The following is a 14,457-nucleotide window of genomic DNA, read 5'->3' on the forward strand; positions in this document are numbered from 1 at the left end:
CTTCCACACAGCATCACTTCCAGAAGTTGCCCTACACCAACTCCCTTTCATGTTCAGGACACAAGACCAGGGAAAACACCTAGAATCGAGCCATGCCCGACAGTTCGCCAAGCCCCTCCCCCGATCACGGTCACGGTCACGATCCGTACGTACGCGTCCGTGGCGCCCGCGAGCACAATCTCAACGGTGTCGACGTGGACATTCCGCGCGACGCGATCGCCGTCTTCACCGGGGTGTCCGGCTCCGGCAAGTCCTCGCTCGCCTTCGGGACGATCTACGCGGAGGCGCAGCGCCGCTACTTCGAGTCGGTCGCGCCCTACGCGCGGCGTCTGATCCACCAGGTGGGGGCGCCGAAGGTCGGCGAGATCACCGGGCTCCCGCCCGCGGTCTCGCTCGAACAGCGACGTTCCTCGCCGGGCGCCCGCTCGTCGGTCGGCACGGTCACGACGCTCTCCAACTCGCTGCGCATGCTGTTCTCCCGCGCCGGTACGTATCCGGCGGGGGCGCCGCGGCTGGACTCCGACGCGTTCTCGCCGAACACCGCCGCCGGGGCCTGCCCCGAGTGCCACGGCCTCGGGCGGGTGCACGAGACCAGCGAGGAACTTCTCGTACCGGACCCGGAGTTGTCGATCCGGGACGGGGCGATCGCCGCCTGGCCCGGGGCCTGGCAGGGCAAGAACCTCCGTGACGTCCTCGACGCGCTCGGCCACGACGTCGACCGGCCCTGGCGGGAGCTGCCCGCGAAGGACCGGGAGTGGATCCTCTTCACGGACGAGCAGCCGGTCGTCACGGTCCATCCGGTACGGGAGGCGGGGCGCATCCAACGCCCGTACCAGGGCACGTACATGAGCGCACGCCGCTATGTGATGCACACCTTCTCGGACTCCAAGAGCGCCACGCTGCGGGCGAAGGCGGAACGTTTTCTGACCAGCGCGCCCTGTCCGGTCTGCGGCGGCGGAAGGCTGCGCCCGGAGGCGCTCGCGGTGACGTTCGCGGGCCGGACGATCGCCGAGCTGGCGGCCGTTCCGCTGACGGACCTGGCCGCGGTCCTGGCCGGGCACCACGACTCCGAGACCGCGCGCGTGCTGACCGAGGACCTGCTCGCCCGGATCGGCACGGTGACCGAACTCGGGCTCGGTTACCTCAGCCTGGACCGCGCCACACCGACCCTGTCCAACGGCGAACTCCAACGGCTGCGGCTCGCCACCCAGTTGCGTTCCGGTCTCTTCGGCGTCGTGTACGTCCTCGACGAGCCGTCCGCCGGTCTGCATCCGGCCGACACCGAGGCGCTGCTGGTGGTCCTGGACCGGCTCAAGGCGGCCGGCAACACGGTGTTCGTGGTCGAGCACCATCTCGACGTGATCCGGCACGCCGACTGGATCGTGGACGTCGGCCCCCGGGCGGGGGTGCACGGCGGCCGGGTCCTGCACAGCGGTCCGACGGCCGAACTGGCGGGCGTGGCGGAGTCGGCGACCCGCCGCTTCCTCTTCGACCGCGCGCCGGCGCCCGAGCGGGCGGTCCGCCCGCCCACGGGCCGGCTGCGCGTCGGGCCGGTCACCCGGCACAACCTCCGGGCCGTCGAGGCGGAGTTCCCGACCGGCGTCCTCACGGCGGTGACCGGGGTCTCGGGTTCGGGCAAGTCCACGCTCGTCGGTGAACTGGGCGAGGAACTGGAAGGCGTGGAGCGGCTTGTGACGGTCGATCAGAGGCCGATCGGCCGGACGCCTCGCTCCAACCTGGCGACGTACACGGGCCTCTTCGACGTCGTACGGAAGCTGTTCACGGACACCGACGAGGCGCGGGCCCGCGGTTACAAGGCGGGGCGGTTCTCGTTCAACGTGACCGGTGGGCGGTGCGAGACCTGTCAGGGCGAGGGCTTCGTCTCGGTCGAGCTGCTCTTCCTGCCGAGTACGTACGCGCCCTGCCCGGACTGCCGGGGCGCCCGCTACAACCCGGAGACGCTGGAGGTCCGGCTGCGCGGGCTCACCATCGCCGAGGTGCTCGACCTGACCGTCGAGTCGGCGGCCGAGTTCTTCGCCGACACCCCGGCCGCCGCCCGGAGTCTGCGCACGCTGCTCGACGTCGGCCTCGGCTATCTGCGGCTCGGCCAGCCGGCGACCGAACTGTCCGGCGGCGAGGCCCAGCGCATCAAGCTGGCCTCGGAGCTCCAGCGCCCGCGCCGGGCCCACACCCTCTACGTCCTGGACGAGCCGACGACCGGGCTCCACCCGGCGGACGTGGAGGTCCTGATGCGGCAGCTCCACGGCCTGGTCGACGCGGGCCACTCGGTGGTCGTGGTCGAGCACGACATGGACGTGGTGGCGACGGCGGACTGGGTGATCGACCTCGGGCCGGGCGGCGGCGAGGAGGGCGGCCGGATCGTCGCCGAAGGGCCGCCGCGGATGGTGGCCGGGGCGCCGGCGAGCCGGACCGCGCGGTATCTCGCGGCCCGGCTCGACGGCTGACCGCGCGGGGGCCGAATGCCCGTCGGCCCAGGGCTACTTGGGCTCGACGAACTGGACCTCCAGGCTGACCTTGATCACGTCACCGAGGAACCCGGGCGCGAAGTCGAGCCCGAAGTCGCTGCGGCGGAACTCGCCGGTCGCGTCGAAGCCCGCGTGCCGGCTGCCGTCCACCGGCACGTCCACGACGCCGCCGAACTCGACGTCGAAGGTGATCGGACGGGTCACGTCCCCGATGGTGAGGTCGCCCGCCAGGGTCCACGCCTCGCCCGCGCCGCCGATCCGGGTCGAGCGGAACGTCATCGTCGGACGCTTCTCGACGTCGAGCAGGTCCGCGGCCCGCACATGCGCGTCGCGGTCCGTGTTGCCGGTGTCGATCGAGGCGAGCGCGACGGTCGCGGTGATCGAGGAGTCGGCCAGGGTCTCGCCGACGACGAGCTCGGCGGTCAGGTCGTTGAAGCGGCCGCGCACCTTGGAGATGCCGAGGTGACGGACGGTGAAGCCGACGGCGGAGTGCATCGGGTCGAAGTCCCAGCGGCCCGCGGTCAGCGGCAGGGCGGTCGGGTGGGTCTGCGGTTCAGTGGTCATGGCTCCACCCTGGGGCCCCGCCCGGGAGCGAGGAAGGCCGCACCGAGGCGGGTAGTACGAAGCCGGGTAGTGCCGAGCCTGGTAGTGACAGGGCCACCCTCGCCCCCTCCCGTCCTCGTACGATCGTCGGGTGAGCGACAACGAACTGGGGGCCTTCCTGCGCGCCCGCCGCGAGGCCCTGACCCCTGCCGAGGCCGGGCTGCCCGCAGGGATGCGCCGCCGGACCCCGGGGCTGCGGCGGTCGGAGCTGGCGATGCTCGCCGGGATCAGCGTCGAGTACCTGACCCGCCTGGAGCAGGGCCGGGACCGCAACCCCTCGGCCCAGGTCCTCGGCGCGCTGAGCGACGCGCTGCGGCTGCCGCTCGACGCCCGGGTCCACATGCGGCGGCTGATGAAGACCCAGGACCACCACCTGTGCGCGATGGCGCCCGCGCCGGCCCGCGAGGTGCGGTCCACGGTGCGGGCGCTGCTCGACCGGCTGGGGGCGACCCCGGCCGCGGTGACGAACGTACTGGGCGAGATCGTCGCGTACAGCGACGGCTACGCGCGGATCGCCCGACCGGTCGGGCTGCTCGACGGCGATCCGCCGAGCCTGCCGCGCTACGTCTTCACCGATCCGCGGGCCCGCGAGGTCTACCCGGACTGGGACCGGGTCGCCGACCAGCAGGTGGCGGGGCTGTACTTCGGCATCACCGGCTCCGACCCCGCGATGGCGGAACTGGCGCGGGAGCTGACGATCACCGCGGGCGCGGCCTTCTCCGACCGGCTCACGGCGTCCGGTGTCCTGCCGGAGCGCTCGGGCGTGGAACGGCTGGTACACCCGGAGGCCGGCGAGCTGCGGCTCGCGTACGAGGTGCTGGAGCTGGCGGAGGCCGACGGGCAGCAGCTGGTGGTGCGGCTGCCCGCCGACGAGGCGTCCTCCGCCGCCCTGGACCGGCTCGTGGGCCGCCGGCCGGGCACCCTGCGCGCGGTCGGCGGCTGAACCCGGCAGACGAAGGGCACCAGGAGGCCGCGGCTACCGCCGGGAGGACTTGCGCGTCGCCCGCAGCCACTCCTTGTTCATCGCGGCGATCGACGGCAGCGGGATCCCCTTCGGGCAGGCCGTCGCGCACTCCCCCGTGAGGGTGCAGCCGCCGAAGCCCTCGGCGTCCATCTGTCCGACCATGTCCAGGACCCGGGTCTCGCGCTCCGGGGAGCCCTGGGGCAGCACGTTCAGGTGGTTGACCTTCGCCGAGGTGAAGAGCATCGCCGAGCCGTTCGGGCAGGCCGCCACGCACGCGCCGCAGCCGATGCACTCGGCGTGCTCGAACGCGAAGTCGGCATCGGCCTTCGGCACCGGGGTGGCATGGGCCTCGGGGGCCGAGCCGGTGGGGGCGCTGATGTAGCCGCCGGCCTGGATGATGCGGTCGAAGGCCGTGCGGTCGACGACCAGGTCCTTGACCACCGGGAAGGCGGAGGCCCGCCAGGGCTCGATGTCGATGGTGTCGCCGTCGACGAACGACCGCATGTGGAGCTGGCAGGTGGTGGTGCGCTCGGGGCCGTGCGCGTCGCCGTTGATGACCAGGCTGCACGCGCCGCAGATGCCCTCGCGGCAGTCGTGGTCGAAGGCGACCGGGTCCTCACCGCGCAGGATGAGCTCCTCGTTGAGCGTGTCGAGCATCTCCAGGAACGACATGTCGGAGGAGATGCCGTCCACCTCGTAGGTGGCCATGGCGCCGGGGGCGTCGGCGTTCTTCTGCCGCCAGACGCGCAGGTTGAGCCTCATGCGTAGCTCCGCTGGGTGGGATGGACGTACTCGAAGACGAGGTCTTCCTTGTGCAGGACGGGGGCGGCGCCCTCGTTGAACTCCCAGGCCGCCGCGTACGAGAACTCCTCGTCGCGGCGCGCGGCCTCGCCGTCCGGGGTCTGTGACTCCTCGCGGAAGTGCCCGCCGCAGGACTCGGCGCGGTCGAGCGCGTCGAGGCACATCAGCTCGGCGAGTTCGAGGTAGTCGACGATCCGGTTGGCCTTCTCGAGCGACTGGTTGAACTCCTCGCCCGTGCCCGGAACCTTGATCCGGCGCCAGAACTCCTCGCGGATCTGCGGGATGCGGTCGAGCGCCTTGCGCAGACCCTCGGCCGTACGAGCCATGCCGCAGAACTCCCACATCAGTTCGCCGAGTTCGCGGTGGAAGGAGTCCGGGGTCCGGTCGCCGTCGACCGCGAGCAGCAGATTCAGCCGGTCCTCGGTCTCCGCCAACACCTCGCGCACGGCGGGGTGTTCGTCGGTGACCGGCGTGTCGGACGGATGCCTGGCCAGGTAGTCGTTGATCGTCGCCGGCAGGACGAAGTAGCCGTCGGCGAGGCCCTGCATCAGCGCGGACGCGCCGAGCCGGTTGGCGCCGTGGTCGGAGAAGTTGGCCTCGCCGATCGCGAACAGGCCCGGCACGGTGGTCTGGAGGTCGTAGTCGACCCAGAGTCCGCCCATCGTGTAGTGCACGGCCGGGTAGATCCGCATCGGGACCTCGTACGGGTTCTCCGCGGTGATCCGCTCGTACATGTCGAAGAGGTTGCCGTACTTCTCCTCGACCGCCTTGCGGCCCATCCGCCGGATCGCGTCGGCGAAGTCGAGGTACACACCCTGGCCGCCCGGCCCGACGCCGCGCCCCTCGTCGCAGACGTTCTTCGCGGCGCGGGAGGCGATGTCGCGCGGGACGAGGTTGCCGAAGGACGGGTAGATCCGCTCCAGGTAGTAGTCGCGCTCGTCCTCGGGGATCTCGGCGGCCGGGCGGGTGTCGCCCTTCGCCTTGGGGACCCAGATACGGCCGTCGTTGCGCAGCGACTCGCTCATCAGGGTCAGCTTGGACTGGTGGTCGCCGGTGCGCGGGATGCAGGTGGGGTGGATCTGGGTGAAGCAGGGGTTGGCGAAGTACGCGCCGCGCCGGTGGGCCCGCCAGACGGCGGTGGCGTTGGAGTTCATCGCGTTCGTCGACAGATAGAAGACGTTGCCGTAGCCGCCGCTGGCGAGGACGACGGCGTCCGCGTAGTGCGTGGAGATCGCTCCGGTGATCAGGTCGCGCGCGACGATGCCCCGGGCCCGCCCGTCGACCACGATCAGGTCGAGCATCTCGGTGCGGGCGTGCATCTCGACGTTGCCGGCGGCGATCTGCCGGGAGAGCGCCTGGTACGCGCCGAGGAGGAGCTGCTGCCCTGTCTGGCCGCGGGCGTAGAACGTCCTGGACACCTGGACGCCGCCGAAGGAGCGGGTGTCGAGCAGGCCGCCGTACTCGCGGGCGAAGGGCACGCCCTGGGCGACGCACTGGTCGATGATCTCGACCGAAATCTGCGCCAGGCGGTGGACGTTGGACTCGCGGGCGCGGAAGTCGCCGCCCTTGACGGTGTCGTAGAAGAGGCGGTGGACGGAGTCGCCGTCGTTGCGGTAGTTCTTGGCGGCGTTGATGCCGCCCTGGGCGGCGATCGAGTGGGCGCGGCGCGGGGAGTCCTGGTAGCAGAACTGGACGACGTGGTAGCCCTGTTCGGCGAGAGTCGCGCCGGCCGAGCCGCCCGCGAGTCCGGTGCCGACGACGATCACGGTGTGCTTGCGCCGGTTGGCGGGGTTGACCAGCTTCGCCTGGAAGCGGCGGGTGTCCCAGCGTTCGGCGATGGGTCCGGCCGGGGCCTTGTGGTCGACGACCGGCTCGCCGGTCGTGTAGTCGAGGAAGCTCATGTCAGCTCACCACTCCGGTCATGACGGCGACGGGTACGGAGACGAAGCCCACGGTCAGGACGAGCGCGAGGCCGTTGGCGAGGATCTTGAGGAGCCGCTCGCGACGGGCGTTGCCGACGCCGAGGGTCTGGGCGGCGCTCCAGAAGCCGTGGCGGACGTGCAGGCCGACGGCGACCATGGCGACGATGTAGATGGCGTTGCCGTACCAGGTGGAGAAGGTGTCCACGACGTTCTCGTACGGCCGGCCCTCCTGGAATCCGCCGGTGTGGACGGTGCCGGTGGTCAGGTCCAGGACGTGCCAGACGATGAAGAGGGCCATGATGATCCCGCCCCAGCGCATGGTGCGGGTGGCGTACGAGGACCCCTTGCGGCGGTGGACGTAGCCGGTCGGGCGGGCTTTGATGTCGCGCCTGCTGAGCTGGTACGCGGAGACGGCGTGGCCGATCACGGCGGCGAGCAGCACGATCCGGACCAGCCAGAGGGCCCAGGAATAGTGCAGGACGGGGGCGCCCATGGTGCGCAGCCAGTGGCCGTAGGCGTTGAACTCCTCGGGGCCGAAGAAGACCTTGAGGTTGCCCATGACGTGGGCCACGAGGTAGCCGAGCATGAGGAGACCGCTGACGGCCATGACGGTCTTCTTGCCGATGGTCGAGGACCAGAAGCCGCGGGGGCGGGTGGGCGGCGGCGGTGCCGTCTTCGTTGCCAGAGCCATGCATCAGACGCTAGGGCCGGAGGGCCCGAGAGGTCCAAGACATGGTCCGGCTCATCTCGATAGGCTGAGCCTATGCAGTTCCAGCAGCTTCTCTACTTCGTGGCCGTGGCCGAGACCCGGCACTTCACGCGCGCGGCCGAGCGGGTGCACGTCTCCCAGCCCTCGCTCTCGCAGCAGATCAGGGCGTTGGAGTCGGAGCTGGGGGCGGAGCTGTTCAGCCGGGCGCGGGGGAACATCGCGCTGACCGACGCGGGCGAGGCGCTGCTGCCGCTGGCCCGGCGGATCCTCGCGGACACGGACACGGCGCGGCACGAGGTGCAGGAGCTGGTGCAGCTGAAGCGGGGGCGGGTGCGGCTCGGCGCGACGCCGAGTCTGTGCACGGGTCTGCTGCCGGACGTGCTGCGCGCCTTCCACGATCTACACCCGGGGATCCGGCTGCTCATCGAGGAGGGCGGCTCGCACGATCTCGTACGGAAGCTGGCCCGTGGCGCGCTCGATCTGGCGCTGGTGGTGCTGCCGCTGCCGACCCCGTCCCCGGCGCTGACGACGGTCGAGCTGCTGCGGGAGGACCTGGTGGTGGTGTCCAGCGCGGCGGCCCCGGCGCCGGCCCGCCCGGTGCGGATCGCGGACCTCCGCGACCAGCCGCTTGTGATGTTCCGGCACGGCTACGACCTGCGGGAGCTGACGGTGGCGGCGTGCCGGGCGGAGGGCTTCGAGCCGTCGTTCACGGTGGAGGGCGGCGAGATGGATGCGGTGCTCGGGTTCGTACGGGCGGGTCTGGGGATGGCGGTCGTCCCGGCGATGGTCGCGGCCCGGGCGGGCCGCGACCTCCGGGTCACGGCCCTGGCCCGCCCGGGCCTGCGCCGCACGATCGCCCTGGCGCACCGCAGCGACGTGGCGCCACCGCGCGCCGCACGGGAGCTGCAGCGGCTCCTGCTCCGCAAGGTCTGACGAGGCCGGCTCGGCAGGGCGAGACGCGGTGGTCAGCGGTAGGCGGCGAGGAAGGCCCTGATTCCGGCGGCGTAGTGGTCGAGTTCGGCCGGGGTGTTGCGAGTCCGCGTGCGGTCCGTGTGGGCATCGCCCCGGCGGGGCGCATGCCCACACGGGGCGGGGGGCGAACTACACCGCGTCCGCCAGGAGCAGGGAGTGGATGCGGTCCGGGGCGCCCGGGCGGGCGTAGTACCAGCCCTGGGCCGTGTCGCAGCCGAGGTCGCGGAGCTGCTGCGCCTGCGCGCCCGTCTCCACGCCCTCCACCGTCACCGCCAGCTCCAGGCTGTGCGCCAGCGAGACGATGCCCTCCACGATCTTCAGGTCGACCGGGTCCGCGGGATGCCGCTGCATGCCCTGTGTGAAGGAACGGTCCAGCTTCAGGACGCTCACCGGCAGCCGCCGCAGGTTCGCCAGGTTCGAGTAGCCCGTGCCGAAGTCGTCGAGCGCGATGTCCACGCCCATCTCGGCGAGCTGCCGCAGCGGCTTCAGCAGGTCGTCGTCCGCGCCGATCAGCGCCGACTCCGTCACCTCCAGGCACAGCGCGCCCGGTTCGAGGCCCGACCGCTCCAGGACGTCGACCGTGTCGGCGACCAGGCGCGGATGGTGCAGCTGGGTCGGCGAGAGGTTGACGTTGATGCGCAGCGGGCCGCCGTCGGAGTGCCGGGCCTGCCAGAACCGGGCCTGGCGGACGGCCTCCTGGAGGACCCAGCGGCCGAGCGGCACGATCAGCCCGGTGTTCTCGGCGAGCGGGATGAACCGGTCGGGCCCGAGCACCCCGTGCTGCGGATGGCACCACCGTACGAGCGCTTCCGCGCCGTGCACGCTGCCGTCGCCGAGGTGCACCAGCGGCTGGTACTCGATGAAGAACTCACCGCGCTCCAGGGCCGCCGGCAGCGCGGTGGTCAGCCCGTGCCGGGTGATCGCGCGGGCGTCGGCCTCGGCGTCGGCGAACTCGAAGCGGTTGCCGCCCGCCGACTTGGCGCGGTACATGGTGATGTCGGCGCTGCGCAGCACCTCGGCCGGGGTCCGCTCCCCCGCCGGGCCCTCGACGACCCCGACGCTGCCCCGGACACTCAGCTCCCGGCCGTCGATCCGGACGGGGGTGGTGAGCGTGGCGAGCATACGGTTGGCCAGCTCGACGACCTCCCGCTCGGTGTCCGGGCCGGTGGTCAGGGCGACGAACTCGTCGCCGCCGAGCCGGGCCACCATCTCGCCGGGCGCGGTGGCGCAGCTCTGCAACCGGTCGGCGACCTCGACGAGCAGCCGGTCACCGGTCGAGTGGCCGAGGCTGTCGTTGATGGCCTTGAAGCCGTCCAGGTCGAGGTAGCAGAGGCCGAACCGCCCGCCGTCGACCGGGGCGAGCGCCTTCTCCAGGCGCTCGAAGAACAGGGTCCGGTTCGGCAGTCCGGTGAGCGCGTCATGGGTCGCCTCGTACCGCAGCCGCAGGTTGAGCAGCCGCCGTTCGGTGGTGTCCTCCATCAGCGCCAGCTGGTACTGGGGGACGCCCTCGGCGTCGCGCAGCAGTGAGACGGTGAGGTTGGTCCACAGGACCGTGCCGTCGCCCCGGTAGTACGGCTTCTCGACGCGGTAGTGCTCGCGTTCGCCGCGTACCAGCTCGCCGTACAGCTTCCAGACGTGCGGGCCGTCCTCGGGGTGCGACCAGTCGCTGACGTTGCGGCTGACGACGTGCGACTCCAGGCCGCCGAACATCCGGGTGAGGGTCTCGTTGACCTCCAGGATGTTCCCGTCGAGGTCGGCTATGCCGATCCCGATCGCCGCCCCGTCGAAGACCGCCCGGAAGCGGCTCTCGGTGTGGTGGAGGGCGACTTCGGCGGCGCTGCGGGCGTTGAGCGCGGAGCGCGCGATGGCCTCCTGCTCCATACGGGTCCGCTCGCGCAGGGCCTGGGCGAAGCCGGCCGCCATGGCGTGCTGGAGCCGTGCGCAGCGGGCCCGCAGCTCCTCCGTGGCGGTGACGGTCGGCGGGCCGGCGGCGGAACCCGCGCCCGTGGAGGCGGTCTCCTCCTCGCCGCAGTACAGCACCAGGTACGCGTCGATGACCCCGAGGGTGCGGCTGAGCGCGTCGGGGTCGGTGCAGTGGACGCCCACGAGGGCGGCTCCCGCGCGGTGCGCGGGGGCCGTGTCGAAGGACCTGTCGTGGAGCGCGGCGCGCAGTTCGCGGGCGAGGGGCAGCAGCCGCTGCTCGAACTCGGCGCGGGTCATCGAGGTGGCCGTGACCGGGAAGGTGGCCCGGCTCCAGATCGTCACGAACCGCCTGAGTCTGTCCTCGAGGCCGTCCGGCTCCGCGCCGGAACCGGACGGCTGCGCCGGCACCTTCACGCCTTGCGCCCCACACCTGCGAAGCCCGAGAAGGCGAACGGGTCCTCGTCCTCGACCGGGCTGTCGGGCCGCCAGTCGGGCATGGACACCAGGCCCGGCTCGATGAGTTCGCAGCCCTCGAAGAAGCGGCCGATCTCGCCGTGCGAGCGCATCACGAGCGGATTGCGGATGCTGCGGTACACCCCGACGGTGCCGGCGGCCTCGTCCTGGGTCAGCGGTATGCCCTCGTAGGAGGCGTGGGTGAGCACGAGCAGGCTGCCGGGCGGGAGGCCGTCGATCAGCTCGGCGACGGCCTTGCCCGGCTCGTCCTCGTCCTCCAGGAAGTGCAGGACGGCCACAAGCAACAGCGCCACCGGCTTGTCCAGGTCGAGGAGTTCACGAACCTCGGGGCTGTTCAGGATCTCCCGCGGCTTGCGCAGGTCGGCCGCGACGACGGCGCAGCGGTCCCTGCCCTCCAGGACGGCGCGGCTGTGCGCGACGGCCACCGGGTCGTGGTCGACGTACACCACGCGGGCGTCGGGGGAGGCGGCCTGGGCGACCTCGTGGACGTTCCCGAACGTCGGTATGCCGGAGCCGATGTCGAGGAACTGGGTGACGCCGTTGTCGACGGCGAAGCGCACGGCCCGGCGCATGAAGGCCCGATTCGCCTGCATGATCTTGGGCAGTCCCGGCATGAACTCCATGGCCTTGCGGGCCGCTTCGCGGTCCACCTCGAAATTGTGCGAGCCGCCCAGATAGAAGTCGTACATACGGGACACGCTCGGTACCGAGATATCGATACCCGGCGGGGCCCAGGCGGGACGCTCCATCAATGTCTCCAACAAGTCGCCACGGGGGATACGGCCATGTGTTCGCGGCCGGTGTTCGAGCCGAGGCTACTGATCGCCCGCCGAGAGAGCGAGTGGAAACGGAAATTCGCGGTCCGTTCTTGGTCACACGCCATTGGCACGTGCGCGGAGAACGCAGAGTTCACGCCTTCGGCGCGTGCACGTTCACGTGCATATGGATGTGCGCCGGCCCGCCGTCACACGAGAAGTGACGGCGGGCCGGCCTGGCCGGAAGCGCTGCGCGGGGGAGTTACTTCGGCGCTCCGACCAGCTTTCCGCCGGGCGACACCGCGTACCAGGTGCCGCCCACACCTTGGCCGTTGGTGTCTCCGGGCGCCTTGTCACCGGCGAAGGTGTAGAGGGGCCAGCAGTCGATCGTCTGCTGCTTGATGCCGTCGGGACGGTCGAAGGTGACGAAGCCCTTCTTGGTGATGCCCTCGATGTCGTTCTTGTCGACAGGGGCGACAACCGGCCACTTCTCCAGGCAGGCTCCCGTACAGGCCGACTTCATCGGCCAGGCGGAATCCTTCTTGAACCGGTAGACCGTCATTCCTCGCGAATCGATCACGATGTCACCGAGTTCGGGGTCCTTGCGCACCGAGAGCCCCGCCGCGTCCGTTTCCGGCGCCTCCGCGGCGCCCTCGCCCGACGGCGCCGCGGCCTTCTTTCCGTCGGGGGCGGCGGCGAACCAGGTGCCGCCGACACCCTGCCCGTTGACGTCGCCCGGCGCCGTGTCCTTGGCGTACCGGTACATCGGCCAGCCGCCGATGGTCAGTTGCCTGCCGCCGTCGGGCCGGGTCACCTCGCCGATGAGCGAAGCGTCCACACCGGCCGGGGGTTTGGCGCCCTCGGCACCGGCCACGGGCCAGACGGCGGCGCAGGCGTCCACACACGTGGCCTTGGGAGGGGAGGAGGAGTCCTTGTCGAATCGGTAGAGGGTGAAACCCTCGCTGTCGGTGACCACCTTGCCGAGCTGTTTCGTGGCCGAGACCGCCAACTGCCCGGCGGGTTCGGCCACGCCGCTGCCGTCGGAGTCGGATCCGGAGCCGTAACCCCCGGAGGCGTAACCCTCCGAACCCGAGCCGCTCTCGGCGGGTGCGCCGGCCGGGTTCGCGGCCCCCGCCGGCTGACCGCCCAGCGTGGCGTCGCCCTGCTCCTGACCGCACGCCGTCGTCAGTGCGAGCACGGCCGCCGCCGTCAGAGCGAGCGCCGCGTTCCCCCAGGTCTTCATGTCAACTCCCATAGCCTCGTCGCGTGTTGGCGCGGCCCGCTCGGCCGCTTCCCGGCATTGGATACGGGCCACGGCGACGTCGTACTCAACGGGCGGCGCGGAAACTTCCGTAGATCGTCAAACCGATGCACCCCGAGATCCCCACCTTCCGGGGAATCCGCGCCCATTCCCGGCGTGGTGCGACCGCACTCTGATCATGCTCTTCGGCGTGTCTCTGTACGGATCTCCTCTCGCACGGCCCCTGGCGGTCGCCGCGCTGGTGTGGCTGCTCGCCGCCCCGGCGCCCGCGGCCGCCGACGCCTGCGCCTACGCCACGACCGGGCCGGGCGGCTCGAACACCTCGGTCGCGGTCATCGGGCCGGGCGCCTGTTCGCCCACGCCGACCCCTCGGCCTCCCGGGCCGCCGCGTCCGGCGCCCACGCCGGAACCCGCGCCGCCGCCGAAGCCCGCCCCGCCGCCCCCCGCCGTACCCGCGGAACCACCGCCGCCGCCCGCCCCGCCGGAGCCGAAGCCGGCGCCACCGAAGCCCGCACCGGCGCCCGAGGCACCCGTGCCCGCTCCCCCGCCGCCGTCCCCGACACCCTCGCCGCGCTCCCGGCCGCCGACCGCCACCCCCGTGGCCCTGCCCGCCTACCGCCGGCACGCCCGGCCGCAGCCCGAGGGCGGAACGTCGCCCGTGACGATGATGCTGCTCCTCACCGCCCCGGCAGTGCTCGCGACCGCGATCCTGCGCCCCCGTTCCCGCTGAGCCCCGCCGAAGGAATCACCATGTCCGAATGGCTCGTCCTGACCATCGCGATGGCCGCCGCCTGCGCCGTCGTCCTCACCATCGTCGTCATCAACAACCGCCGGGTCCCGGACGACGACGACCCCAGCGAGACGCCCGACGTCATGGAGTACATGACGATGATGATCGGCGTGATCTACGCGATCGTGCTCGGCCTCGCCATCGCCGGCGTCTGGGAGGCGCGCGGCGCGGCCCAGGAGACCGTGCGCCAGGAGGCCCAGGCGCTGCACGAGATTTCGGCGCGCGTCGAGGTGTACCCGGCGGAGGTACGGACCGCGATCCGTGCCGATGTCGACGCGTACGTCTCGTTCGTCGTCGACGAGGAGTGGCGCTACATGTCCGAGCACGGGGAACTCAGCGACGAGGGCACCAAGCTGCTGGAGCGGGTACGCCGGTCGGTGACCGACTACCAGCCGGCCACCGACCACGAGGGGCAGGCGTACCAGCCGCTCGTGGACCAGGTGGCCGTGGTGGACGACACGCGGGGCGCCCGCGGCGAGGGCGCGGGGGCGACGATGCCGGGGGTGGTGTGGTTCGGCCTGATCACCGGAGCCGTGGTGACGGTCGGGCTGATCTTCACCCTGCAGATCCGGCGGACGGGCCGGGAACTGCTGCTCGCGGGTCTGTTCAGCGCGCTCATCGCCTTCCTGCTCTTCCTGATCTGGGACTTCGACGCGCCGTTCGGGCGCGGGATCTCGGCGACGGCGACACCGTTCACCGACCTGTTCCCGCACCTGGACAGCTAGTGTCTCGTGATTCCGTCAGCGTTACTTGATCTTGTGTGGCAGGGTCTCTTGGTATGGAGCTCTCCGTGGAAC

The 14,457-nt window shown here is 71.6% G+C and carries 12 protein-coding genes; 5 read left to right on the forward strand and 7 right to left on the reverse strand.

Annotated features, from left to right (window positions below; genetic code table 11):
* The first annotated feature begins 92 nt into the window (after positions 1–92).
* Entirely contained in the window at positions 93–2,465 is a 2,373-nt protein-coding gene (locus tag Q5762_RS36155) for an excinuclease ABC subunit UvrA (RefSeq protein ID WP_315896567.1), read from the forward strand.
* A 33-nt stretch (positions 2,466–2,498) separates the two neighbouring features.
* On the opposite strand, the gene Q5762_RS36160 is transcribed toward Q5762_RS36155, so the two are convergent.
* Positions 2,499–3,050, reverse strand: a complete 552-nt coding sequence (locus Q5762_RS36160) for a YceI family protein (protein WP_315896568.1) — start codon at positions 3,048–3,050, stop codon at positions 2,499–2,501.
* A 130-nt stretch (positions 3,051–3,180) separates the two neighbouring features.
* Here Q5762_RS36160 and Q5762_RS36165 point away from each other — a divergent pair, with 130 nt between their 5' ends.
* Positions 3,181–4,032 (forward strand): helix-turn-helix domain-containing protein, encoded by an 852-nt coding sequence (locus Q5762_RS36165; RefSeq protein ID WP_315896569.1) that lies wholly within the window; start codon positions 3,181–3,183, stop codon positions 4,030–4,032.
* 33 nt (positions 4,033–4,065) lie between these two features.
* Here Q5762_RS36165 and Q5762_RS36170 read toward each other — a convergent pair whose 3' ends face one another.
* The 3 genes from Q5762_RS36170 to Q5762_RS36180 are packed head-to-tail and all read right to left on the reverse strand — an operon-like array spanning position 4,066 to position 7,467.
* Positions 4,066–4,815 (reverse strand): succinate dehydrogenase/fumarate reductase iron-sulfur subunit, encoded by a 750-nt coding sequence (locus Q5762_RS36170; protein WP_315896570.1) that lies wholly within the window; start codon positions 4,813–4,815, stop codon positions 4,066–4,068.
* The gene (locus Q5762_RS36175) at positions 4,812–6,755 is read right to left on the reverse strand and encodes a fumarate reductase/succinate dehydrogenase flavoprotein subunit (RefSeq protein WP_315896571.1); all 1,944 of its coding nucleotides are present in this window, start codon (positions 6,753–6,755) and stop codon (positions 4,812–4,814) included. Before Q5762_RS36175 ends, Q5762_RS36170 begins: the two co-directional genes overlap by 4 nt.
* Before the next feature lies 1 nt (position 6,756).
* A complete protein-coding gene (locus tag Q5762_RS36180; RefSeq protein WP_315896572.1) occupies positions 6,757–7,467 on the reverse strand; it encodes a succinate dehydrogenase in 711 nt (236 codons plus the stop codon).
* Positions 7,468–7,539: 72 nt separating this feature from the next.
* Here Q5762_RS36180 and Q5762_RS36185 point away from each other — a divergent pair, with 72 nt between their 5' ends.
* Entirely contained in the window at positions 7,540–8,418 is an 879-nt protein-coding gene (locus Q5762_RS36185) for a LysR substrate-binding domain-containing protein (RefSeq protein ID WP_315896573.1), read from the forward strand.
* 168 nt (positions 8,419–8,586) lie between these two features.
* On the opposite strand, the gene Q5762_RS36190 is transcribed toward Q5762_RS36185, so the two are convergent.
* The 3 genes from Q5762_RS36190 to Q5762_RS36200 all read right to left on the reverse strand — a co-directional run bounded on the left by Q5762_RS36190 (position 8,587) and on the right by Q5762_RS36200 (position 12,852).
* Entirely contained in the window at positions 8,587–10,794 is a 2,208-nt protein-coding gene (locus Q5762_RS36190; RefSeq protein WP_315896574.1) for an EAL domain-containing protein, read from the reverse strand.
* The gene (locus Q5762_RS36195; protein WP_315896575.1) at positions 10,791–11,603 is read right to left on the reverse strand and encodes an SAM-dependent methyltransferase; all 813 of its coding nucleotides are present in this window, start codon (positions 11,601–11,603) and stop codon (positions 10,791–10,793) included. The genes Q5762_RS36190 and Q5762_RS36195 overlap by 4 nt, the downstream gene beginning before the upstream one ends.
* A gap of 268 nt (positions 11,604–11,871) precedes the next feature.
* Complete coding sequence (locus Q5762_RS36200) at positions 11,872–12,852, reverse strand: SCO0930 family lipoprotein (RefSeq protein ID WP_315896576.1); 981 nt, start codon at positions 12,850–12,852, stop codon at positions 11,872–11,874.
* 208 nt (positions 12,853–13,060) lie between these two features.
* On the opposite strand from Q5762_RS36200, the gene Q5762_RS36205 reads away from it, so the two are divergent.
* Positions 13,061–13,600, forward strand: coding sequence for a hypothetical protein (locus Q5762_RS36205; RefSeq protein WP_315896577.1), 540 nt, complete (start codon positions 13,061–13,063; stop codon positions 13,598–13,600).
* Positions 13,601–13,620: 20 nt separating this feature from the next.
* A complete protein-coding gene (locus Q5762_RS36210) occupies positions 13,621–14,385 on the forward strand; it encodes a hypothetical protein (RefSeq protein WP_315896578.1) in 765 nt (254 codons plus the stop codon).
* The last annotated feature ends 72 nt before the right edge of the window (positions 14,386–14,457 follow it).

The sequence above is a fragment of the Streptomyces sp. P9(2023) genome (assembly GCF_032436795.1).
In the GTDB taxonomy this organism is placed as follows: domain Bacteria; phylum Actinomycetota; class Actinomycetes; order Streptomycetales; family Streptomycetaceae; genus Streptomyces.